General features: G+C 52.6%; 16 protein-coding genes. 14 read left to right on the top strand and 2 right to left on the bottom strand.

What is annotated here, in order from left to right; all coding sequences use genetic code 11:
• Positions 1–279: 279 nt before the first annotated feature.
• Together AB1L42_RS12515 and AB1L42_RS12510 are read left to right on the top strand one after the other, a co-directional pair.
• Positions 280–1,233 (top strand): hypothetical protein, encoded by a 954-nt coding sequence (locus AB1L42_RS12515; RefSeq protein ID WP_367055660.1) that lies wholly within the window; start codon positions 280–282, stop codon positions 1,231–1,233.
• A 126-nt stretch (positions 1,234–1,359) separates the two neighbouring features.
• Positions 1,360–3,051 (top strand): GntP family permease, encoded by a 1,692-nt coding sequence (locus AB1L42_RS12510; protein WP_367055657.1) that lies wholly within the window; start codon positions 1,360–1,362, stop codon positions 3,049–3,051.
• Between the two features lie 75 nt (positions 3,052–3,126).
• On the opposite strand, the gene AB1L42_RS12505 is transcribed toward AB1L42_RS12510, so the two are convergent.
• Positions 3,127–5,148: an ABC transporter ATP-binding protein gene (locus AB1L42_RS12505; RefSeq protein ID WP_367055654.1), complete on the bottom strand. Its 2,022-nt coding sequence runs from the start codon at positions 5,146–5,148 to the stop codon at positions 3,127–3,129.
• Between the two features lie 165 nt (positions 5,149–5,313).
• On the opposite strand from AB1L42_RS12505, the gene AB1L42_RS12500 reads away from it, so the two are divergent.
• The 9 genes from AB1L42_RS12500 (at position 5,314) to AB1L42_RS12460 (ending at position 18,395) form a co-directional block, all read left to right on the top strand.
• Positions 5,314–7,977, top strand: coding sequence for a DUF255 domain-containing protein (locus AB1L42_RS12500; RefSeq protein WP_367055651.1), 2,664 nt, complete (start codon positions 5,314–5,316; stop codon positions 7,975–7,977).
• Between the two features lie 413 nt (positions 7,978–8,390).
• Positions 8,391–8,741 (top strand): hypothetical protein, encoded by a 351-nt coding sequence (locus tag AB1L42_RS12495; protein ID WP_367055648.1) that lies wholly within the window; start codon positions 8,391–8,393, stop codon positions 8,739–8,741.
• Between the two features lie 57 nt (positions 8,742–8,798).
• A complete protein-coding gene (locus AB1L42_RS12490; protein WP_367055645.1) occupies positions 8,799–9,200 on the top strand; it encodes a hypothetical protein in 402 nt (133 codons plus the stop codon).
• A gap of 98 nt (positions 9,201–9,298) precedes the next feature.
• Positions 9,299–9,847: a chemotaxis protein CheW gene (locus tag AB1L42_RS12485; RefSeq protein WP_367055642.1), complete on the top strand. Its 549-nt coding sequence runs from the start codon at positions 9,299–9,301 to the stop codon at positions 9,845–9,847.
• 199 nt (positions 9,848–10,046) lie between these two features.
• On the top strand, positions 10,047–11,444 hold the full coding sequence (locus tag AB1L42_RS12480; RefSeq protein ID WP_367055639.1) for a methyl-accepting chemotaxis protein: 1,398 nt from the start codon (positions 10,047–10,049) through the stop codon (positions 11,442–11,444).
• Entirely contained in the window at positions 11,441–14,296 is a 2,856-nt protein-coding gene (locus AB1L42_RS12475) for a response regulator (protein WP_367055636.1), read from the top strand. Before AB1L42_RS12480 ends, AB1L42_RS12475 begins: the two co-directional genes overlap by 4 nt.
• Positions 14,297–14,401: 105 nt before the next feature.
• On the top strand, positions 14,402–15,994 hold the full coding sequence (locus AB1L42_RS12470; RefSeq protein ID WP_367055633.1) for a response regulator: 1,593 nt from the start codon (positions 14,402–14,404) through the stop codon (positions 15,992–15,994).
• Between the two features lie 9 nt (positions 15,995–16,003).
• Positions 16,004–17,443, top strand: coding sequence for an FHA domain-containing protein (locus AB1L42_RS12465; RefSeq protein WP_367055630.1), 1,440 nt, complete (start codon positions 16,004–16,006; stop codon positions 17,441–17,443).
• A gap of 16 nt (positions 17,444–17,459) precedes the next feature.
• Positions 17,460–18,395 (top strand): hypothetical protein, encoded by a 936-nt coding sequence (locus AB1L42_RS12460; protein WP_367055627.1) that lies wholly within the window; start codon positions 17,460–17,462, stop codon positions 18,393–18,395.
• 24 nt (positions 18,396–18,419) lie between these two features.
• Here the strand turns inward: AB1L42_RS12460 and AB1L42_RS12455 are convergent, their stop codons facing one another.
• Positions 18,420–19,610 (bottom strand): sialidase, encoded by a 1,191-nt coding sequence (locus AB1L42_RS12455; RefSeq protein ID WP_367055624.1) that lies wholly within the window; start codon positions 19,608–19,610, stop codon positions 18,420–18,422.
• Between the two features lie 294 nt (positions 19,611–19,904).
• Here AB1L42_RS12455 and AB1L42_RS12450 point away from each other — a divergent pair, with 294 nt between their 5' ends.
• The 3 genes from AB1L42_RS12450 to AB1L42_RS12440 all read left to right on the top strand — a co-directional run bounded on the left by AB1L42_RS12450 (position 19,905) and on the right by AB1L42_RS12440 (position 24,545).
• Positions 19,905–21,575 carry an L-lactate permease gene (locus tag AB1L42_RS12450; protein WP_367055621.1) on the top strand — a complete coding sequence of 557 codons (1,671 nt, stop codon included), beginning with the start codon at positions 19,905–19,907 and terminating at the stop codon, positions 21,573–21,575.
• Positions 21,576–21,705: 130 nt separating this feature from the next.
• Positions 21,706–22,902, top strand: a complete 1,197-nt coding sequence (locus AB1L42_RS12445; protein WP_367055618.1) for a hypothetical protein — start codon at positions 21,706–21,708, stop codon at positions 22,900–22,902.
• Positions 22,903–23,108: 206 nt separating this feature from the next.
• On the top strand, positions 23,109–24,545 hold the full coding sequence (locus AB1L42_RS12440; protein WP_367055615.1) for a sulfatase: 1,437 nt from the start codon (positions 23,109–23,111) through the stop codon (positions 24,543–24,545).
• Positions 24,546–24,563: the final 18 nt, after the last annotated feature.

Raw genomic sequence — 24,563 nt, 5'->3', positions numbered from 1 at the left:
CAAAAACTTTCCGAAAATTGTTTGGTTCAGGGAACGATCTTAGTCGTTTCGACTCTAATTTCCCAATCAGCGCGTGCTTTCTCCGTCAGAAGTCCGCCAAATCTCGTAAAGTCAATGGAATCAAATCCAAGACTGGGACCGCTCGCACGAAGTTTCCGAAAAAACAAATTATTTTCATCTGTCGCTCGCGACATTGCGTAGTTACAATAGTCTGATATCTGTAAGACTACGTTTTGTTTTTTCCGTAAGATTATTCGATGAATTCACATGAGGGATTCGATGGGCACTTCGATTTATCTTCACTTTCGTGCGATGGGGCCGCTCGCAGTCGCGATGTGCTTCCTCTTCGCTTCAGATTCAACATGGGCTCAGTCAGGGAATCCGCCAGATGGTGGTGAAAACGAAATGGTTTTCGAGTTCCCCGTCTCTGCTTTGATTCAGGCTCAAACGGGTCGCGTCGTTCGGGCTGACCTGCATCGAATGGGGCCGGGAGGAATCCGGTATGCACCGAAAAACGTTCTCTCTTCCGGAATTCAACTGGTTTTTATGAGTTGGGATGAAGTCAAAGTCCTGAATCTTCCCGAAATCAGCATGAAGTACAGCTCCAATGCGTCGGTTCAGGAGTTCCTTGAGTCAATTGCAGACCGGACCGATTTGAGTATCCGAAACCGACATCTCTACCAGGACGGAAATCTGCCTGCCGTGCAGATGGAGTCAAGCAACGAACTTCCGCCGCTGGAATTCCCGCAATCAGATCAAACGTCTGCATCTCCGGAGATGCAGAACGACAACAGTCAAAATGTTGGTTCCGAGGAAGGCGTGGAGGTTCTCTCTAACTTCAACCTCAGCACTGAGTCCATCGTCGTGATTTGTGTGAGTTGTGGTGAGGAGGTCACCGGAAACAGCGAGAGTGGTCAAAACTGTCCGCACTGCGGAATTCTCTGGGACAACAATCCGTTCATCCCTGAAGATCGACCCTTCGTGGCTGTCAATCAGGGTGGATACGGAGACCCGGGCAATGCTGGCGGCGGCGGATTTCAGAATCCGGTCCCGGGTCAGGCGAATGTTCCGGGCGGAGGAGGAGGCCTCGCTCCGGTCGTTGCTCCTGATGCTGCGAATCTTCAGGGAGGACCGACAGAGATTACATTTGCCAATCTTCCAGTCTGGATCAAAGTTGCTGTCTTCGTCGTGTCCAGCGGGGTTTTGTATTACTCCTTCTTCTATCTCCGATAAAATCGCCACTCCGGTTGCGAGCAGTTCATTCTGAATCACCGTCAGAGAAACGTTGTTTCACTTGTCGACCGCAGACGCTAGGATTCTCGTTTCATCATTGAGTTTTGATGCGAATGAGAGAGCTATATGTTGGATTCGACGTGGGGGACAGTTTTCATCCTTATGGTGGGAGTGTGCATTGTCGTCGGATCGATTCTCATTTTCCGGCTGCATGCGTTTCTAGCACTGGTGGCAGCAGCACTCGTCGTCGCATTTTTGACTCCGGAATCGACTCGTCAGCGATATCTCATTGAAAATGATTCGTTCGTCGTGCATGTCGACGCTGATCAGCCAGACGAGCTGCGTATTCACGGTGCGACCTCGAAGCAATTGCCTCCGGGGTCCACAATTTCTGTGGTCCAGCTCGACCCGAAAACACAGCGATACGAAGTTGTCGGCACGGCGAGAGTTGTCTCGGAGGCAGATCCTGAACTCAGTGTGGTGCGAGCTGAATTTCAGCAGACGTCGGACGCGACAGTCGACGACAAACTGCTATTGCGAGCGATTTATTCCAACGATTTGCAATCGATCGGCAAAGAGCTTCGATCGACAATCGGGGCGCAGGTGGCGACGGGATTTGGCAGCACCTGTACGAAAATCGGAATCCTGATCGCGATGGCAGCAATCATCGGCAAGTGCCTGCTTGACAGTGGCGCTGCCGATCGGATCGTACGGACGACGCTGCGGCTGTGCGGAGAACCGGCAGCCCCGGTCGCATTCACGTTCAGCGGGTTCTTCCTCGGAATTCCGGTCTTCTTTGACACGGTCTTCTATTTGATGATTCCTCTCGGCAAAGCCATGCGGCTGCGGACCGGAAAGAACTACTTGTTGTACGTTCTAACGATCGTCTGCGGGGCGACAATGGCCCATTCGCTCGTTCCACCCACTCCCGGGCCCTTGCTGGTGGCCGAAGAATTGGGAGTCGACCTCGGTGTGATGATTCTGGTCGGCACGATTGTGGGATTGTTTTGTGCGGTGTACGGGTACATCTATGCCTTGATTATCAACTCGCGATGCGAACTCCCTCTTCGAGATTCGCCCGATTTTTCACTGGAAGAGTTGGAGGAATCACTGAAGGTCGACGAGTCTCAACTTCCCGGATTCTGGATGGCCAGCCTTCCCATTCTCTTGCCGGTGATTTTGATTTCGGGGCACACTTTGGTCAGCCATCCGAGCTTTCCAATCGATCTGTCGCTGTCAACGAAACGAGTGATCGAGACGTTGGGAGACAAGAACATCGCTCTGCTTCTCTCCGCCATCATTGCAATGGGCGTGCTCATTCGGCAGAAGCGAACCTCATTCGAGGATCTCTCCAAATCGATCCAGTCAGCTCTGGCCAGTGGGGGAGTAATTATTCTGATCACCGCCGCTGGTGGGGCATTTGGTCAGGTGCTGCGGCAGACGGGAATTGCGGACTTAATCCAGAACCTGCCGGATGCGTCCCCGCAAGTGATCTGCACTTTGGCCTTTCTCATCACTACGGCGATCAGAACAGCTCAGGGATCAGCTTCAGTCGCCATGATTACTGCAGCGGGAATTTTGTCCGGAATCGCCCTCGACGGAGGGCTCCCATTCGAGCCGGTCTACCTCGCGTGTGCGATCGGAGCCGGGTCGAAGCCGATCGCATGGATGAATGACAGTGGCTTCTGGGTGATCACGAAGATGAGCGGAATGTCAGAAGCTGAGGGCTTGAAGTACATCACTCCCATGACAGCCAGCATGGGAGTCGTCGGGCTCCTTGTCGTTCTGGCGGGAGTGACTTTCTACCCCAATTTCTAGGCGTTTGTTTTGGAAGATTGCAGCCGTCTCTACACATAAACAAACCTCTCTCTCGTGGAAGAACATTTTAGGGGATCATCCGTTGAGGAGTTCTTTGAAACGTGGCCGCTCTTCAGGCGAGAGCTGCATCTGAACCATATCGTGGTAGCGTCCTTGCTGTTGCATCAGCTCCAGATGAGTTCCCGATTCGATGATCTGTCCGTGATCGAGAACGAGAATTTTGTCCGCGTTTTGGATCGTGCTGAGCCGGTGGGCAATCACGAAAGCTGTGCGATGTTCGAGTAACTCGTGCAAGCTGTTCTGAATGAGCCGTTCACTTTCAGTGTCAAGATTGCTCGTGGCTTCGTCGAGAATAAGAATCTTCGGATCAGCTAAAATGGCTCGAGCGATGGCAAGACGTTGACGTTGTCCTCCGCTCAACTTCACACCACGCTCACCGATGATCGTTTCGTATCCGTACGGAAACGACGAGATGAATTCCTCAGCGTTAGCTGCCCGCGCAGCTGCGGCGATTTCTTCATCGCTGGCATCTTGTTTCGCGTAGGCAATATTTTCCGCGACGGTGCCATCAAACAGAAACACGTCCTGTTCAACGATTCCAAGAATCCCACGATACGACTCGACGTCGATCGAGCGTAGGTCTTGACCGTCAAGCAGAATTCGCCCGTCTGTCGGATCGTAGAAGCGTGCAACGAGATTGCACAGCGTCGTTTTTCCCGCTCCGCTAGGACCGACCAAAGCGATGACTTCCCCCGGTTGGACGGTCAGATTGATGTCTTGAAGAGCCCAGCCGGTGTCGGATTGATATCGGAATGCGAGATTCTCCAGCTTGATCTCCCCGCGAACTTCCTCGTTGATCAAGATGGTTGATTGCTTGTCCGAAGGCATTTCTTTGTCGGTGGCCAGCACATCGAGTACTCGATCCAACGCAGAGAGGTTGTCCTGAAGCGAAGCTGCACTCTCCGCAAGAATTGCCAGCGGCTCCAGCAGCATGAGCAGGTAAACCATGAACATCATCAAGTCGCCGATGGACAAGGTTCCGTGAATGACTTGCCATCCTCCGTACAGAATCAATGCCGATGAAGCGACTGGGATGAGAATGGCCCAGATGACTTCGATCGTCCTCATCCACCACCAGACGTACAGCTCTTGTCGTCCCATGAGGTGATGATCGGTCATGATGCGAACAGTTTCTGTTCGCTGTCGACTGAAGCCACGGACGATGCGAATTCCAGCAAAAGTTTCGGTCGTTTTGCTGTCGATTCCCTGTCTTCGTTCACGAACGTCACGGAAGCGCGGACGGATTTCGGTGATCCAAGTGCGATGACTCAAATAGACCGCCGGAAGGACAGCTAAAGCTCCGAGGAGAAGTCGCCAGTCGACAACAAGCAGAATGATCAGGCTGCCGATCAATTGAACGATGGCTCGCCACGGGTTGTAGAGCAGGCCGAAAATCAAATCACCAACGCTGCCGGCGTCCTGTCGAAGCAAGCTTGCCATGCCTCCTGACTTCATCGTGTGAACTGTACTCAGTGGTAGCCGGATCGCGTGTTCGAAGAGTTGCTTGCGAATCGACATCTGCAGGCGCTTCGTCGCACGGGTCGCTTGCCATCTTCCCCAAATGTGCAGCAACACCTTCAATAAAGAAATGCAGACGATTCCTCCGGTGATCGCCAGCAGGAAGGTCCAGCGATTTTGCACAAACGGAAACGTTTCGATGACAATCGAAGGGATCGGTGTGTCACCCAGAACGGAGTCGACGATGAACTTCGTCGCGGCTGGCGGGACCAGTCCGAGTGCGGTCGATACGGAAAGTGTTCCCAGCGAGAAAATCACAGCTCTTCGATGCGGTCCCAGCAGTTGCCAAAATGAAGTGATCAACTGCCAGAACGTGCGGAGTCGTCGTTTTGACTCTTTCTGGCGGTGCTTGGGATACGAATTTTCGGCCGGGTCCTTGGACGGATCAGGAGCGTCGTTGTTCGTCTGACTCTTTGGGCCCGCAATTGACTGGCGATATTCATGGAACCGTTGGCGGCTCGACTTTTTGTAGCTGTTCATGCGAAAATGATAGGCACCATCTTCGGTTCTGTCGTCCATTCTTTTTTTCTGATTCAGACTGAATCGTTTCGGGCTGCGCTGTGGGTGCGGAGCTGGATGAATTGGCGAAGAGGTGCATTTGCCAGCAATTTCACTATCGAATTTCTCATCGGGAATCGCATAAACTGCAGGTGAACGACTCTCTGATTGCAAACGAGACTCAAAATGCTCATTCAACTCTTGCGGCGAAATTCACCGTCGTTGAGACGAAGTTCACCGCGTTCGTTCGGTTGGGGATCGGTTCTGGCTGTCCTCCTCGTCCTCACAACTTCTTGCGGAACACGGATCGGCGCAGAATCGGCTGACAAATCGGCGGGCGAACAGCAGGATGCCAAGGCAGAGGAACGTCATCAAAACCGTCTGATTCACGAGTCGAGTCCCTATTTGCTTCTGCATGCGCACAACCCGGTGGACTGGTACCCCTGGGGGCCGGAAGCATTTAATCGAGCCCGGGCAGAGAACAAGCCGATCTTTCTTTCGATTGGCTACAGCAGCTGCTTCTGGTGTCATGTGATGGAGCGGAAGGTCTTCGAAAATGAAGAGATCGCCGCTTACATGAACGAGAACTTTATCAACATCAAAGTCGATCGCGAGGAGCGACCGGATGTTGACGAAATCTACATGCTCGCACTTCAGGTCTACCTCCAGATGGCTGGCTCATCGCAGGGAGGTGGCTGGCCACTGTCGATGTTCTTGACTCCCAATGGAGATCCAATTGCTGGAGGGACGTATTTTCCGCCCGAAGATATGCCCGGTCGGCCCGGTTTTCCGAGTGTGATGGAGCAACTGTCGGAAATTTGGGGAACACGTCAAACCGATGTTCTTCGGACCGCCAGCGTCATTTCACAAGAAGTTCGGCGCCTTTCCAATCCGCAAATCGAAGCTCGCGGAGTGGTTTTGAATCAGCAGTCTGTCAATCAGGCGATTCGCTCCGTCGCTGCAGCCTACGATCCAGAATTTGGCGGATTCGATTTCAGCCCCAGTGCACCGGATCGCCCCAAGTTTCCGGTTCCATCAAAGCTGTTGCTTGTGCAGTCGTACGCAGCAAAGAACGCGTCGTCATCGGAGGCACTCGGTAAGCAGTTGCGCCACACGCTCGATGCAATGGCGAATGGTGGGATTTACGATCATCTCGGAGGCGGATTTCATCGGTACAGCACCGAACGGAAGTGGTTGGTGCCGCACTTCGAGAAAATGCTTTACGACAATGCTCAACTGGTCGAAGTCTATACGAATGAGTACGAACGGACGCATCGCGAACAGGATCGAGTCGTTGCAGAGGAGACTCTCAACTTTGTTTTACGGGAAATGACCGATCCGAAAGGGGGCTTCTACTCGGCTCTCGATGCTGAAACGGATGGGATCGAAGGGAAGCACTACGTCTGGTCGCTTGATGAAGTCAAGAGCGTGTTGTCTCCGAGTGACTATCCGGTGTTCGCAGCCGCGTATGGACTGGAAGAAGAACAGGTTTTCGAGCACGGAGCCATTCTTCATCGACCTGCTTCGACGACAGAAGTCGCTCGCGAATTCAATATTCCGAAGGCAGAAATGGCGAAGCGGTTGCAGTTGATGCGGGAACAATTGCTCGCAGTGCGAACACAGCGGGAGCCATTACTTCGTGATGACAAAGTCCTCACAAGTTGGAACGGAATGATGATCCGGGCGTTCGCGAAAGCTGGGATGGTGTTTCAGCGAGAAGATTACATCAAAGCTGCAGAACGCGCGGCGACTGACGTGCTGACCCGCTCGCGTGATCGCGAAGGGCGGTTGCTTCGAACCCCGTTCCGCAATGGCAATCCGCTGCCCGCCTATCTCGATGACTATGCCTTTCTGAGCAGTGGCCTGTTGGCACTTTACGAGGCGACCGGATCATCACGTTGGTTGAACACTGCCCGTCGACTGACCGATACACAGCAGTCTCTTTTCTGGGATGTTCGCGAAGGAGGCTACTTCTTCACAGCCCACGATCACGAGTCTCTAATTGCCAGAACCAAATCCGCGTATGACAGCGCACTCCCCTCCGGGAACAGCGTGAGCATTCGAAACTTGCTGCAGCTCTATCAAATCACTCAGGACGGGAAGTATCTCGACCTCGCTCAGCGAACACTGGCTGCGTTTGCCTCTCAATTCACTCAGTCACCCGGGAGCCTGGCATTCTTCGCAATCGGTTTGGATGAATACTTGCAAGTCGACGGGCCAATTTCGATTAAGTCAGAATCAGTCGACCAAACGCGACCAGCAGAACCGGAGAAACCGGCTGGAGTAATGCCTGAGAATACTGCTCCGGAGAAGCCGATGGAGCCAACTCCGAGCGAGTCGGGGAATTCCATGTTAGTCGCTGGACTGACCGTCGAACCGCGTCAGGCTTCAGATCATCCACGAATCGAAGCTGTCGGCTTATTTGGGCTGGCGCAAGCAGCCCGGGGCTCATCGTGTCCGGTGGCGGTGGTGATTCAAATTGCTCCAGGCTGGCATGTGAACGCAAATCCCGCCCGACCGAAATTCATTATTCCAACCAAGCTGAGTGTGGCATCTCCTGAAGGTTTTGAGCTCACGGAGATCGTCTATCCCGAGGGGAAAGACTTTCAACTCGAAGGAATCGACGAAGCATTGTCGGTCTATGAAGGGAGTGCGATTATCCGAGGTCGCCTGACGATTCCTGCGGATGCTACCGAGAGCGTGAGTGTTTCCCTCAATCTCAGGTATCAGGCCTGTGACAGTCAGACGTGCGAAATGCCTCTCACGCTGACGTTGTCAGGCAATCTGGCTGTCGGAGACGCACCCGGCGCGGCGATCAATGGCCAGATTTTCCTGTCGAGTGGGAATTGAGTGCGCCGAGCAACGTTTCTCTGAACAAGTTGCTCAATTAGCGAGCATTCAGAGGCTTCACTTTTCCGTGGAGTCTCAATCTTCCGCTGACGGCTTTCGTCTCTGCTTTCAGCCGAAATCGCTCGACCCATTCCCGTCGGTGTGGGTGAGAAATGCTCGTGTTGTGCCAGTGATGCGGTTTTGAATGACAATCTCGCGTGGGCCAGAACGGGAGATTGCAGCAGTCGAACCGTTGTTCTGTCATTTTGAAAACTTGATTTGACAATCCTGTTTTCGCAGCGGTCCCCTGTTTGAAGGCGGGTCCGTTGATTCTGTGAAGAAATCAGAATGCGCGCTGGTATTGATGAAATAGGGTGAACATCAAGAGGGCCATTTCACTTCAATATTCCCGCTCTCGTCAGTCCGGGGGACACATGTCAAACGTCTTCAATTTCGGATCTTCATCAGCATTCAATTTCAGTTTGCCGTCTTCACCGAGTGACTGTCGTCGCGCTGGAGATCGCAAACCGCTTCCGATCGAAGTCGAAGTTGAAATTGCAGATCGCAGGCTTCAGGCGATCGTGCGAGACGTCACGATCGACGACAAAAAAGGTCGTGTGATCGGAATTTCTCTGATGCATTTTGAGCCTCTCTCGGTCGATCGAAAATACGTTTGCAGGCCAACAGTCAAGCTGAAGCAACTCCCATCTCCATTCACATTCTGCGTGAGGTGGTGTCGCTACTTCGAAGACGAAGCATTCATCAGCGGGGGAGTTGTCGAGTAGCAATCCAACGCTTGAGCCAGCTGAATTCGTCCTTCCGATGGTTTCATTCGAGACACGATGATGAACACAACGACAACAATTCCCAACGAGACTCCCTTCCGGAATGGAGCTCCGACGGTCGAGAGCGTTCGACAATGGAGGGAAACGATTGACTCCTATTTCAGCGAGGACTGGGAGCACCTTCGGAACATGATTATGCAGCTCGAAGAGTCATTGTGGACCGATGATGAACTCGAACATCAGCGAGAAGAAGCCGCTCTTGCCAAAGCAATTCCGACAGAACTGATGCAGAAGATTGCCAATTCTGAATCTGGAGTCCTGGACGGAGATTCCATGCAGGCCAGCGAGTCAGATCGGGAAGAAGGACAGTCGCACGACCGGTTGAGTGACCTGGCAAGACGAATTGAAGCGCGCTTGCAGAACCAGCAACCGAAAGATCCTGTTCCGAAATCACCGTGAAGGACGCTTCACTTTCGTCGCAAAGGTGTTCGCTAATTTTATTCATCGAAGCGAACGAAAACGAACAGCGGTAAGGACTGAATTCAAGGACACACTGGATGAATCACACGTCAATGTTTTGCATCTTTCGCAAGGGACGAACATGGCTCGCCATGCCGGCGAGCGTCGTGCGCGAAGTGATGCCAAGACCGGCTTTCGTCTCGATTCCGCGGACACATCGAGTTCTCTCTGGGATGTGTCACATCCGAAGCGAATTTATTCCGGTCCTGAATCTGTCATCGCTACTTCCATCTGAAGCGGGTGGCAACGAGCCATTTCTTCTCATTGTAGATGACACCGACGGAGATTGGGCCATTCTCGTCGACGAAGTCGATTCGCTGGCGATGCTTGAGACGTCCGACGCTCCTGAGGACTCTCAATCCGGATGGAACGAAACTGTCATCGGGTGGGCGACGCTTCAGGATCGTGTTGTGCGTCTGATCGATCATGTGCGATTCCGCCAGTTGGCTGAAACAGAAATGAAGGACTCCTGGAAACGTGGACTCGACCAGGGACATGTGCTCACTGATGACTTCTCAGATGAGGATGATGACGAGAGTGGTGAACTGAGTGAGCAGCATGCCGTTGTCATGTCACGAAATTCGTAAAGCAAGAGAGCACTTTCTAAGTGGTCGACTCGATTTCGCTTGTGCGGACAAGACCTGAAATCGAGTGAAGCACATCAGCGAAACACACATCAAATAGCAAGTCGCATCAGCAAACACTCGCAACAACCCACTGCAAACCGTCGCAACAGACATCAATTGACACCCAAGATCGACGTCGGGGTTTTCCTCGGAGATTTCTATGACATTCAGAACTCGGCTCTATTTGACTCACCTGTTATCAGTTTCGATGGCAGGAATACTCGTGTGGCTGCTTTGTTCTTCGCCGTCGTTAATAGAACAACTGATTTACTCATCTCTCTTGCCTGTGGCTGCGGCGGTGCCTGCCGGGATGATGGCCTGGGCACTCAACAGTGCGATTCGAAAGATCGAGGTTTGTGCAGAAGACAATAAACCGATCGGCGATGTGAAATCAGGTGTTACCGAACTCGACGAACTCGCTCGGCACATCAGCAGCAGCGTGACTTGGCATCGCGAGGGATGGAAAGAGATTGAACGACTTCTAGAACAAATCGCCCCGAACAGCAGCAAGAACGGGTCAGCCCGCGCGGTCACAATGGATGGTCGATTGCTTGCACAGGTTCTGGCTCGAATGGCTCGGGCGATCGGAGCCGAAGTGGGGCGCATTCTGAACCATACGAATCAGATTTCCCAGAAAGCTCATGAGTCGGCTGCTGACTCTCGAAAACAAGCAGAAACAGTTGATGAAGTCATTCAATGTTTCGAAGAACTCTCGTCGAATATTGATTCCATTCTCGCTAACGCGGAAGGGGCCAATCAGTCAGCGACGAATGCCTCCGAATCTGCTGACGTTGGGCAGCAACTGATTCAACAGCTGATTCAGGGTATGAACCGAATCAGTGCTTGTGTGGAAGCTGGCGAGCGAAAAATTCAATCGTTGGGTGAGCGGTCCGAAGAGATCAGCTCAATCGTCGAGACGATGGGAACACTTTCAACTCGTACGGATATGCTGGCACTAAACGCGTCGATCGAAGCTGTCCGGGCTGGTGAGCAGGGACGCGGATTCGCTGTCGTGGCAGAAGAAGTTCGCAAGCTGGCTGAACATACAAGCAACGCATCGAGAGAAATCGCTGACCTGATCGAGTCGATTCAAATGGAAACTCAAGACACCATCACCACGATGGCGGAAGAACGAACTCTCGTTCAAGAGGAAGTCGTTCGAGTCAATGATGCTGGGGCGTCGCTTCAGGAGATCAAACAGACCGCGAATGAATCGGCCGAGAAGGTCGGTGAAATTTCCCGCGTGACCATGGATCAGCTTCGCGGAATTCAGGAGATGATCATCTCGATGCGACGCGTTTCGACTTACTCCGAAGAGATGCACGGCCGATCGGTCACCATTCGACAGACAACAACTGACCTGATTGGCGTAACCAAAGATCTGGAGCAATGGATCTCTCCGATGTTCCATTGCGATGATTCCTCCTATGCAGCATCTAGTCGAAGTGGTTCAACTCAAAGCAAGAGTTCTGATACCTCTTCTGCTGAATTGCTGCCCGCAGCCGACTTCCCGGAGCGAAATCTGGTTGAAGCTGGAGCGAATGGAGGTGCGGAATGATCGACTCCGGATCACAAGAGGGTGATTTCGACAAGTCCTCCGACAGACAGAAGCTGGAGCAGCTTCGAGAGCGATGTGTCGGCTTGGCAACCACGGCAGCCGACGCTGGCGCTGATGAAATCGCAGTGGTGGCTTCTACCCTGACGGATCTCGTTTCGATTGCTCAAACGTCGACCGACTTCGATGATGAATCGTCTCCGGCTCAATCGATCAGCGAGTACTGCCAAAACACGCTTCCTCATCTGGAAACAGCTCTGGCTGCATTTCCCTCGACGGATGACGTTGTTTCCGCAATCCTCGATGACATCGAAGCAACATGGGGTGAGTACCTCGATCTCCTTTCTGAGCACGAACGGTTTCGAGCATCTGCAGATGCTGAGTGGGGAGCATCCAAAGCATCCTCGTGGGATGCTTCTTCGTCGATCCATGAAGACATTGAAGATGATTCCGATGACCCGAAGTTCGAACAGATCGATGTCTCGGCGATTCTGACTTCACTCGATCAGCTTCCGAAAGAGATTCCGACTGAAGCACCGAAGCCGGCACCATCACAGCATCCATTCAGCGATCAAAAACCTTCAGAAACAAACTCCGCTCCCCCGCAAATTGAAAACGAAACGATCGATGATCCCGAGCTTGTCACAGCCTACGTGGACGATGCTCAGAATTGTCTAGCGAGTATGGAGAACTGTCTCCTCGAACTGGACAACGCCGAAGATTCAATCGCTCCACTCCAGCAGTTCTGCCGTGAGCTACACACACTGAAAGGGGCTTCGGCAACGGTCGGTTTAAGTGGTTTGGCTTCTTACCTGCATGGGTTAGAGAACGACGTTGAAGCGATGACTCGTGAAGGGGCCAGCGTCAACACAGACCTTCTTCTGGAGGGAGTTGATTCGGTCCGACGACAGCTCGAACAGCTCTTAACTGGCCAGGAATCTCAGCCGGATCAAGAAGACAAGCGTCCGGTTCAAAATGCTCCTCAACTTGATTCCGGATTCTCTGCGAGTCCTGAAGGTGTCGTTCGACTCGAAACGTCTCGACTCGATCGCTTAATGGATCTTCTCGCTGAATTGGTCATGCTGCGGAATCGCCGCGATACGTATGTCAATTCACTCCAAGAACTTCATCACGAAGTTAACAGCTGTGCGACTCGAATTCGTGTGATCGACACGCTGAGCCTGATGCAGCAGCAGAAGCGCGAATCAGGACTCACGACAAGTACACCCGGGCACGGGCGCAGCCTTCAGTCGCAGCTTCAGGATTTGAACTCACTTCTGTCCGAGATCTCTAAAGACGTTGGGGAGATTGGCAGAACAATGAGTCAGATCTGTGATCCGTTGGCACAGGATAACTTTCTCATTTCGCACCTCATCGGTCGGTTTCGAAGTGAAATGCTCGAACTTCGACGTCAGCCGGTGGCGAGTCTGTTCCGACGGCTACAGCGAGTGGCGAGAGAGGCGAGCAAAGTCGAACACAAGCCTGTCGAGTTGATTCTTCACGGAGAAGGAACCCGGGCAGAGCGTTCGCTTCAAGATCGGTTGTACGAGCCGCTGATGCACATGGTTCGAAACGCCATTTGCCATGGAATTGAATCTGGTTCCGATCGACAAAAGCTCGGCAAGCCATCAACAGGAAAGATTCACTTGAAAGCATGGTCGGATGCGACCTCTTTATACATCGAGGTCCGTGACGATGGACGTGGACTGAGCGAAGAGAAGCTCGAAAAGAAGGGCCGGGAAATGGGGCTGATTCGCGTTGGCGAACAGGTGTCTCGGCAAGAGCTTTGGAAACTGATTCTTCAACCGGGATTCTCGACCAAGCAAGAGGTCAATCAGATCTCCGGTCGCGGCGTCGGAATGGATGTCGTTGCATCACAGATTCGCGAGATGCGTGGTCGATTGGACATCGATACCGTCGCTGGCCAGTTTACTTCGATTCGTATGCAAATTCCGCTGCGGTCGACGATTGAACATGCAATGGTCGTCAAGGTTGGCGAACGTCTCTTCGCACTGCCGATGCACTCAATCGCCGGGACAGAAGCGGATGAATCGCAGGTCTCGGATTCCAACCTGGTCTCGCTGCAGTTCCTGCTTGGACTGGACGGTGTTCCGGGAATGAACCAGCGCGTCATTACACTTCGACAACAGGCGAAAGAGCCAGGACTGTCGGGCGGAGCGACTACAGAAAACTCCAATCTCTCCATTCTCGTCGACGCAGTCGTGGGGGTCGAAGAAGTTGTGGTGCGATCATTGCCGCCGATGCTGGCGAATCATGATTGCTTCTCAGGAGTGACACTCTCCGGGCAAGCTGAAATGGTCATGGTCCTCGACGTTCCGCGACTTGTCGAGTACGGACTCACTTCACGTGAGGCTTATGCGGAGTTCGCTGAAGAGAACACACCGGAAGCCCACAAACGACGGCGACTTGCCGAAGTTCGAAAACATGGTTTGAACAGCCAGAACCTCAAGATTCTCGTCGTCGACGACTCACTAAGTGTTCGACGATCTCTCGTCAAGAAACTGCATTCACACGGGTACGAAACGATCGAAGCGTCTGATGGAATTCAGGCCATGAATCTGCTTCGCACCAGTGACTGTGTTGGAATTGTTTCGGATGTCGATATGCCGCGCATGAACGGAATCGATTTCCTGGCCGAAGTCCGGCGGTTGAATCGTTATGTCGATTTACCGTTTGTCGTCGTCACAAGTCGTCAGGATGAAGAGTCGGTCAGTTCACTCGAAGCGCTCGGCGCGAATCGGATCTTTACGAAACCTGTATCAGATTCAATGGTCAAAATGATTGTGCGAACTATCCGCGAGCACAATCGGAGTCATTCGTTGGTTACGAGTTGATCGACATTGGATTCCAACCCTTTAACTCAAACTGCAAAGTAAATTTTGGAGATCTCGCGTCCGAATCATTCGATTCGTGAAGGCTTGAAAATCCTGGAGAAGAAGATGTCAGCACAGACTGTTCTCGTGATCGACGATAGTGCGACTATCCGAAAGATGGTCGACAGCCACCTCACTCAAGAAGGATATCGGGTCGTTTTGGCACCGACCGCCGAGAAAGGTTTGGAGCTTGCACCACAGCTGGTTCCGGATCTGATCCTTCTCGACCATCAGCTGCCTGGAACGACAGGTATTGAGGTCTGCAAGAAAATCATTCAGATGCCGGAGTGTCTGAATGTGCCATTCGTGGTCTCGTCGACGCTGAGAAAGCAGGCCTACATCGAGTACATGGACGTTCCGAACGTCGTCGACTCGCTGCCAAAACCATTCAAGCCAGAACTCTTGAAAACGACTGTCGCCAACGCACTTGAAGTTGGTGCGATGATCGTTTCGTCTCAGACCAGTGGAACAGCTGTTCCGGAAGTCGTCGACGGGCTCGATGACACTTCTCTATCGGGAACGTTTGGTTGGGTCGGCCTTCGAGAAGTCTTTGACTTTTTGAACAACGGCAATAAGTCCGGACTCTTGGAGATTGAGCTCGAACGCCATCGTGTTCTGTTTTTCATTCAAAACGGACGGTTTCAATCGGTCGTTTCCGCGTCAGTGACAGCGGAAGAAGTCGCGGAAACGCTTCCGGAATCACTTCAAAACCTGGCACCGCTACTTCGATTTACCATGAGCAGTGGAGCGTCGTCCCAACTCGATGGCCTTGTTGAGCTTCTCGATCGCAAAGTGATCGATCCACGAATGCTCAAGACCTTATTGCGATTCCAGGCAGCCTACCTGACTCGACTCTGCTTTAACGGAGATGCGAAGGCGTTTAGCTTCTATCCGGAACGGGAAATGCCAGCAATTTCTCGAAGAGCTCCGTTGGAAATCAGTCTTTCTGCACTCCTTGTGGAAGCGATGCTGCACTGTGATGCGAGCGAACTTCCAACTTACGAATACAATATCGGATGGCTCCGACGTGCCCTTCGCGGTCAAAACCTCGACCGTTCCGGTCTCTCGGCAAAGCATGTTCAAGTGCTCGCTCAACTCGATACAGAACCGGTCACGACAGCAGAGATCGCAACGCGGGCTGACCTTCCATTGGACGAAGCGGAACGTGTTCTTGAAGGCTTGCGTTTGGCGGAATGGATTGACGCTCAGCCACTAGCGGAGGGTTCTGAGATGATCGTTCTCGAATCGAATCCGGAAGGTTCCCTTATCTTCCGCGAACTCATCGCAGATACCGAGAATCGCTGGAGCGGAAAAGTTGTTCGCGATGAATTCGGGCTGCAGCTTCTGCTCAAGAGGAGCACTCCAGATGTGATCGTGATCGAACTGTCCAGCGATGAAGAACTGAAGTGGCCAGCCTGTCTTGGAAGTGAATCTGACGTTTCGCAGTTGGACAACTTGTGCCTGATCCTGCCGGAAGAGCGATCGGTGTCAGACATCCCCGAGGCGATTCGTCACTCGCAAGTGATCTCGCGACCGTTTTCGAAGCAAAACGTAGTGACTGCATTGGAAGAGCTGCAATTGCGTCATGGTGCGAAGTCGAGCCAAAGTGATCAGCGACATTCCTCCAACTCAGAGCTGAGTACAGCTGGGAAGATCTAGGGGCGAACTATGGACACCACAGAAGATCGCAAAGTCGGAGCAACAATCTCCGTTCAGATTCCGGGTGGAGCCTACATCACTCGTAATCTCAAAGAAGGCGATGTCGTTTCCGTCGGTTCCGATGACTTGTCAGAACTCCGACTGAATGGAAACGGGATTGCTGGGACTCACTGTATTCTGACGATCGAGAAGGGATTCGTCAGTTTGCGTGATTGCTATTCCCCTACGGGAACGTTTGTTAACAGTCAGAAAGTTCAACAGATCGAAATTGACTATGACTGTGACGTTCAAGTCGGCGAATGTGTGATCGCGCTGAAAGTGATGAATCCGCGAGAGAGCATGGGACCTCCGCCGAGTCCTGCACCGAAGAGTCCTCCGGTGCTTGAGACTCTTCAATCGCTAAGTGATCAACTCTCTGAGTCTGATGATTTCCTCGACGATGAGCCATCGATTGATGACTTTGAATTGGAAGAGGATGAGTCTACGAGTGACAACACAGTCGCTGCGGCTGCTTCAGCGATGGAGATGACGGATCTAGCCATTGAGCTTCAGACTCTCTCTGCGGAGAACGAGATTCTCCGAGAGCGTCTCAGTCAGGCGACCTCCAGAAAGGTCGAATTCGAAGCTGATCCGTTTCAGGAAGAGATGATTGAATTGCTGCGGGAAGAAGTGTTGGCACTTCAATCTCAAGTCAGTCAATTGCAGTCGCAAGATGCTGAAACTGCTCGGGCAGGTCAGGAACTTCTCGACGAAACACTGCCATCTCGTGAAGAAGTTGAACGGCTTGTTCAGCGGCTAGAAGCACTGCTCGATGAGCTTTCCACAAAAGATGAGCAACTGGAACTGCTGCAATCACTGCTGCATACTGCTGAAGACGCGAATCAGGCGGAGACGGAAGAGCGTGAACAGCTCACGCAGTGGTTGTCGGAATTTGAAGAGAGGTTTCAGGAACGCTCGGTTGAGTGGGAGGCTGAACGAAAGTTCCTCAACGAGAAAGTTCGTCTGCTTGAAGAACAACGCAACGAGTCTCTCGTCGCGCGGGAGACCACTGATTCCTCGATTCAGGTGGAATCTTTACAGCGCGTGATCGATTCGCTTCGGCAACAAGTTTCGCAAGTCCAGGATGAACTCGATGAAGTTCACTCTCAGAACACTGAGTTGAAGCAAGAGCTGACCGAAGCTCGCGGTTCAACAACCCGCGAAGAAGAAATTCGACTCTCCCGGGAACGTGCCGAAATCGCCAGAATGCGGCATGAACTGGAAAAACGACGACAGGATCTGGAACCGACTCCGAAAGCGTCGGAAGAAGAAGAGTCTGCAGCGATTAAGGAAGCGGATCTCAAACTACGTGAGATTCGTGAGGAGTTCCGCGAGACCGGGCGCAACGGATCGAGCGGGGCCACTCTTTCAAGCAGGATCTCCAAGCTCTGGAGCCGCTTGAACTCTTGAACAAGGGAAGCTTTCCATGAATGTTCGCACACCCGAAACAATCTCCAGTGAATTCGATTCCGACGGCCTCAACGAGCAGCGTCGAGAGTTGCTCGACTATGCGCGAAGCCTCGACTATCTCGGACGTCGTTTCGAACGATTCGTCTCCATGCAGCTTCAACAGCTGGAAGTTGCCATCGATGACTTTCAGCGGGAACGAGCCGCCTGGCAGCGTCAGCGAGATCGAGAACTGGAAAGAATTCGCGAACAGGCACCGCATGAGTTGCCAAAGGCTGAAGAACTGAGTGTCGCAGCAGTAGCTGGTTCCTCTGCCGTTTTCGACTCGATCATCTTTCCCGATGAAAATGGAAATCTTGACCATTCGAAAGAGATCTCCGGAAGTGCCAGTGCACCGCTCAAGCTGTACCTGCAACCGGGAACAGCTTCGGCCCTTCAGATTGGGCTCATCCTGTTCGAGATTTCCAAGGTGAATCGAGAACTCGGAGGCGGAGGTGTTCGCTTCGAAGTTGGCGTGCCACGTGTCCCCAAGAAACCAGCATTTGGTGGGGGAATCGCTATCGATGAGCCGGGAGCGATCTTATGCCTTGAGGCGTTTTCGTGTCTTCCGTTGTTAACTTATGATGGTCGGCCAACACGTCAGTTACAGCGTTGGGACTACTTCAAATCGCAAGTGCTCATGTCGTCGATGATCGATCAAAAGCTTGGCAAGCAGTACGAGAAAGGACACGACGTTCCGAGAGAGCATGAAGTTCGTGAACTCGCTTTGGAAGCGACCCGCAGAGCTGACCTTGCGAACTGCAAAGTGGATTCGGTCGATGAGCGGTTTGTCCGCCGGTTTCGACCCGCCCAAAAAGAGAAGAGTCCGACTCATCAACAGCTGGAACGCGTGGAACAGGTCGTGCATTACTTGAAGAAAGACTGTGCCCTCTTGCTTCACTTGTCGCTCGTTTAGCACGCACAGTTAGAGACTTGCTCTTTAGTCCTGCGTTTCAGGTGCTGGACTCGATTTGAGGAAGTACTCGAAGAAGGTGTAGATGACCTCGTTGGAGTCTTTGTTCGGGCTATGATCCGGACGATTGTGCATGAACACGCGCGGCTCATCGGTGTAGAGTTGGTTGACTTGGACTGAACGGTTAAGTGCTTTCCAGCGTTCAACCGGATCTTCTGATCCTCCTGAAACCAGAAACGGGCGCGGTGCCATGAGCGCGTGCAGTTCATGTAAGTCGCGACCAGCTTCTCGCAGCTTCGGATAGAGACCACTCGCTGGGTTCTCAGGAGTGACAAGTCCGCGCTTTCTCCACGGAAGTGGTTCGTATCCCAAGTACCACGGCTCCCAGTAATTCACGTTTGGACGATCGTCGTCGAACACAATTCCGGGATCAGACCAGGCAGCGCAGGCGAATTGGTCAAACAGACAAGAGGCAAACATCGCCCACTTGCCACCGAACGAATGCCCGACAATTCCGATTCGTTCAGCATCGACGTCTGGTCGTGTTGCAAGCACATAGTAGGCATTCGCGGCGGCGTACCCCAGCATCGAAAGTGGTTGGACCTCAGCATTATCGATTGACGGGTAGTAGAGCGAGTACGTCTTTTGTGCGGTCGCTTCCGTTGTCCCGATCGAGAGCGTCACGAAACCTCTTTTTGTCAGCTGGTAGGCGAAATCGCGGTATTCTTTCCCTTGCCCAATTGCGGTTTCGGGTTCGTAGTAAACGGTGACGACACCTGGGAAAGGACCTTCTCCAGGCGGCACGAGAATATAAGCCGTTGTGTGTTCCTTCGGTGTCCAGAGGAAGCGAACCTTGAGTTCATTGAATTCATCGCGATCGGTCGCATCAAGAACTTCAACCTGAGGACGTTCGATGAGCGGAGGCCATGCCCCCAGCAACTCAGTCCACTCGTTTCGAAGCTCGCTGTGCCTGACCTGCCATTTCTCCAAAGACGAAAGTTCGTCTCCGTTGCGATCAAGAAGTAGGGAGTGATATTCCCCGAAATCGTTTTTCAACTCCGGCGGAGGAGTGCTGCTTTCAGCGAGAATTTTCGGAAGAGTATCTCTCTTCGGTTCGGCAGAATCACAGACAGCCAAAACGAGCATCAACGTGACTACGGACAAGATCATCAGGACAGTCAAGTTTTGTGGACTTGCTGCAGGCTGAGGTTTGAGCATCGAACGGTCATTCTTCGAGTGATTGGTTGGACTTCTGCATTCTCTGTTGTTCCGACAATCGGAATCAATGCACCGAGGCACGTACGATGTGTTAAAGACGATGTTGAACTGCCCTCAAAAACATCAGAGTTCACGCATGGGACTCTGTTGCTCAGTTGTACTGATCGCTAGATTGACAGCCCAGAGCGTTATTGAACGCCTCCGCATGCGATCAACTGACTGAAGAAGTGCAGGCGAGGGCGGAGACCATCAAAGTGGTCGACACAACCTCGAGAGATGGAAGTTGAGGGCGGCGTGAGTGAATTGTTATTGGCAATCTTGGCCTTGATGCCAATCGTCGTCGTTGGGATCTTTCTGGTTGCTCTCAGGTGGCCAGCGAGTCGAGCGATGCCACTCTCGTTCCTGACAGCAGTCCTGCTGGCCCTGTTTGTCTGGCGTGTTCCGTTCTTTCAAGTCGCAGCTGCTTCAGTGAGCGGGCTGGCGATTGCGCTGCGGTTGCTTTACATCATTTTTGGAGCGATATTGCTTCTTAACGTTCTTCGCGAAAGCGGCGCTCTGAGCAGAATTCGTCGGTCGTTTGTCGATATCTCACCCGATCGACGCATTCAGGCTGTGATCATTGGCTGGCTCTTTGGTTCGTTTATTGAAGGGGCGGCAGGATTCGGAACGCCCGCCGCAGTCGGTGTTCCGTTGATGGTCGGGCTGGGCTTTCCTCCACTCGCTGCAGTGATGGTCGGAATGACGATTCAGAGTACGCCCGTTTCCTTCGGAGCCGTCGGGACGCCGATCGAAGTCGGAGTGGCAAACAGTTTGGCGGGAAGTCCTGACGTAATGAGGTACTTTTCAAGCATCGGAATCGATTCGTCGGATGCGGGATTGCACCTCATCGGGTTTCGAGTTGCATTAATGCACGCGGCCGTGGGATTCGCCATTCCGATGTTCGTCGTCTGCATGCTGACGAAATACTTTGGCGAACGAAAAGACTGGCGGGAAGGTCTGGAAGTTTGGCCTTTCGCGTTGTTTGCAGCGTTCGCGATGATCATTCCCTATGTCGCGGTGGCGTGGCTGCTTGGACCAGAATTCCCGTCGCTTCTCGGGGGCCTGATCGGACTGTCAGTCGTCGTCTTTGCCAGTCGGCGCGGATTCCTGATGCCTCGTTCAGGGATGGAGTGGGACTTTCAGGAAGAGAAGATGTGGCCCGCTTCATGGAGTGGAAGCATGTCTCTCGGCATCGAAAACGATTCTCCTCAGTCACTCGCTCGATCCTGGCTTCCCTACTTGCTGGTGGCGGCGATCCTGGTGATGACCCGTTTGCCGCAGCTTCCGTATCAAGCGTGGCTGAACTCGGTCGTGATTCGAGTTCCTGAATTGTTTGGAACGAACATTTCCATCGAAGAGAAGCCCTTGTACGTCCCGGGTTCAGTTTTTGTGCTGGTTTCGATGATGTCGATCTTCATTTTTCGGATGAAGCCCCCAGCCGTTCTGCAAGCCTTTGGAGACTCCACGAAGACCATTCGCAAAGCATCGATTGCGTTGCTCTTTGCTGTTCCAATGGTTCAGGTTTTTCTGAAAAGCGACGGAGGAAGCGCTGGTTACGATGCCATGCCATATGCCCTGGCGACAGCAATCTCAGACTCTGTCGGACGAATGTGGCCTGTCTTTGCACCCTGGATTGGCGGCATGGGAGCTGCCGTCGCGGGGAGCAATACGAATAGCAATATGATGTTCTCCCTGTTTCAGTTTAATGTCGGTCAAAAAATTGGGGTCGATCCTCTCTGGATGGTTGCTTTACAGGCCGTCGGTGGGGCTGCCGGCAACATGATTTGCGTTCACAACGTTGTGGCAGCTTCGGCAGTTGTGGGATTGATCGGACGCGAGGGTGAAACGATTCGTCGAACGTTGATTCCGTTCTGTTATTACGTCCTCATGGCGGGCCTGCTTGGATTAGTCATCGTGAATATGTAATCAAATCCGCGCTCTACTGTTGTCAGAGCGCCGAAAAATGTCTCAACTATTCTCAGCGGGAGAACGCTGCCCACTCACCGTTTTCGTGTGAGCAGGTGCAGGACTTTCTCTTCAAGGATGGTTGGGGTTGATGACACTCAAGCAAGCGTTTTCCAACATCGTTCGAGTCGTTCCGCATTGGTACGAGTCCGATCATGCTCCGTGTCGATACGAGACACAGGTCGGCGATGATGTATTTCGGTTTTCGACGCATCGCCCGTTGACCTCACGCACCGAACGATTGTGGGAATACATTCAGGACAAGCTGCCGGAGTTTTTCTCGCTCGTCAGTCTTCATTCAGCAAGTATCGGAGACTGCATTCAGGAAGCTCTCGTTGAGAAATGGCTGACCGATCACTCTGATGAAGTCGATTGGAAACGAGTCCTGAAGTATGTGCACTATCTCAGGTATCGCACGTGTGAAAATGCTCCGGTGAGTATGAACCTTGTCTTCTCAGAAGGGACAGGAGTCGGAGATCTGGACGAGGATGCTTTCAACAAGAAGATCGATCGCATCGCGACGTCGGCATACACCTTTGTGCGTTCAGACTTTCAAATGCGGAGCATCTCCTACGAGGAGATTTCGTGGTCGCAGATTGTCAACACGAATGCCGATTCGACCTACCCACAGTTTCTGCATCCGTTTTTCTGCCTGTTGAATGATGATCCCCAAGCTCGGTTCTCATTGCACATCACCGAGAATAGAGACGTCTTGATCATGGATAAAACCGGCGTCATCGCAGCCAGCCGCAAGGGGATGTGGAGGATTTACGACTACGTCCCATTTCAGGAAGCCATCGGCGACGCAGTGGGACACGAGTCAGTTGCGTGCACTTTTCTCAGCATGTTGTTTGACTTAAGTTTTCGGCGACATGGCGGGCTGCTGGTTTATGATCCTGAATCGCTCGTTCTCGATCATGTGATCAATCACGAGAGCCTCTTGTCTGAAATGCGGAACACTAAGCTTCAGATGATTGAGAGCGTCGTGAGTGGAGTAAACTTTCGCGAGACCGGAAACCCATTTGGACGCAAGCGGCGAATTCTCATTGAGCTCTCCAGCATCGATGGAGCCATCATTTTCAACAACGATGGAATCCTCGCGATCGGTGCTCTGGTCGAACAGCATCCCGAAGTCGGAAGTCATGTCGGGGCTCGCACGACAGCCGCCGTTTCTGCTCTCAAGTGGGGAGGGATTCCCGCCAAAATCAGCTCCGATGGTGATGTGTCGATCTACTTCCGAAGCATCGGCAACGGTGGGGAAGCAGACGCGGTGATTCGATTCTCATAGCGGGCACATGACCGGCACTAACTTTTCTTGCTCACCCACCACTCTGCATGTGATGGAACCGGCGTGCATCGACCACGGAATCTGTGACTCGATTGCACATTGCTTGGGGCGATGTTTAGAGTCTTGATGGTGGAACGGAGACTCCTCCCTTGCGAGGCTTCATTCTGCACTCTCGGATTTCCCCGGCGCCTCATGGAAATTGCTTTATGAACCGTCTGTATTTGATTCTCATCGGTCTCATTTTCATCCCATTTCAAGCAGAGAGAGTTCAAGGCGCTGATCAACCGCCGAATATACTACTCATTCTGATTGACGATATGGGATGGGCTGATCTGCAGTGCTACGGAAGTCAATTCCACGAAACACCGAACATTGATCGACTTGCCAGCGAGGGTGTTCGCTTTACCGATTTCTACTCAGCTGGTGCTGTCTGTTCTCCGACTCGTGCTGCGATTCAAAGTGGACAATATCAGGCTCGCCTGGGGATTACCGATTTCATCCCCGGACATCGCCGACCGTTTGCTCCGCTTCTCGTTCCAGAAGTTGCGAATCATCTTCCGCTCGAAATTGTGACTCCTGCGGAAGCACTTCATGAAGAAGGCTATGCGACCGGTTACTTCGGAAAATGGCATCTCGGGAATCAGCAGCAGGAACCGGACAGTCAGGGGTATGACGTTTCGCTTGTGACCGGCGGACGTCACTTTGCTCCGAATTTCCGAACCAATCCACCCGTCGAAGTTCCTGACGAAACCTATCTCGCCGACTTTCTGACCGATCAGACGATTGACTTTATGCGAGATCACAAAGACGAACCGTTCTTCGCGATGCTTTCGCACTATGCGGTTCACATTCCACTCGAAGCGAAGAAAGAAAAGATCGCGAAGTACGAAAAGAAACCAAAACCGGAGGGGGGCGTCAACAACCCGATTTACGCTGCGATGGTCGAGCACGTCGACGACAGTGTTGCTCAACTCATGAAAGCACTCGACGAGTTGGAACTCGCTGAGAACACAGTTGTCATCTTCACCTCAGACAACGGCGGACTCTATCAATCCGCCAGTCGAGGAGGTCCGATCGTCTGTTCAAATGCTCCGCTTCGAGATGAGAAGGGAACGTTGTACGAGGGTGGAATTCGAGTTCCATTAATCGTTCGCTGGCCCGGAGTTGCTCCAGCGGGAGCAGTTTGTTCCGACCCGACGATCAGTACGGACTTCTGGCCGACACTCGCGGAAATTGGAGGAGTGAAAGACGTTGAGCATCAAACTCTCGACGGTGTCAGCCTCGTGCCGGTGCTTAAGAATCCGGAAGCGACCCTTCAGCGAGACGCGATTTACTTTCACTTCCCGCACTATCACCACAGTCGCCCGGCAGGTTCGATTCGGATGGGAGATTGGAAGCTGATCGAGTTCTTCGAGCAGGGAGACCTCGAACTCTACAATCTGGCCGACGATCTCTCTGAAACGAAAAACCTGCTGGCAGAATCCAATCAGTCTGCAGCAAATTCGATCAGACTTAAAACGCGTGCTCATCGGATGCAGCAACAGCTACGCGAGTGGCGCGAGTCAATTGATGCTCAAATGCCTCAACCCAACCCGAACCACGATCCTGAGCGTGAGCTCGAAATTCGCAAACGGAATCGCTGAGTTGAACTCCTACCGCGT

This window comes from Thalassoglobus sp. JC818 (genome assembly GCF_040717535.1).
Lineage (GTDB): Bacteria > Planctomycetota > Planctomycetia > Planctomycetales > Planctomycetaceae > Thalassoglobus.
This window is presented reverse-complemented; position numbering and strand designations above follow the sequence as displayed.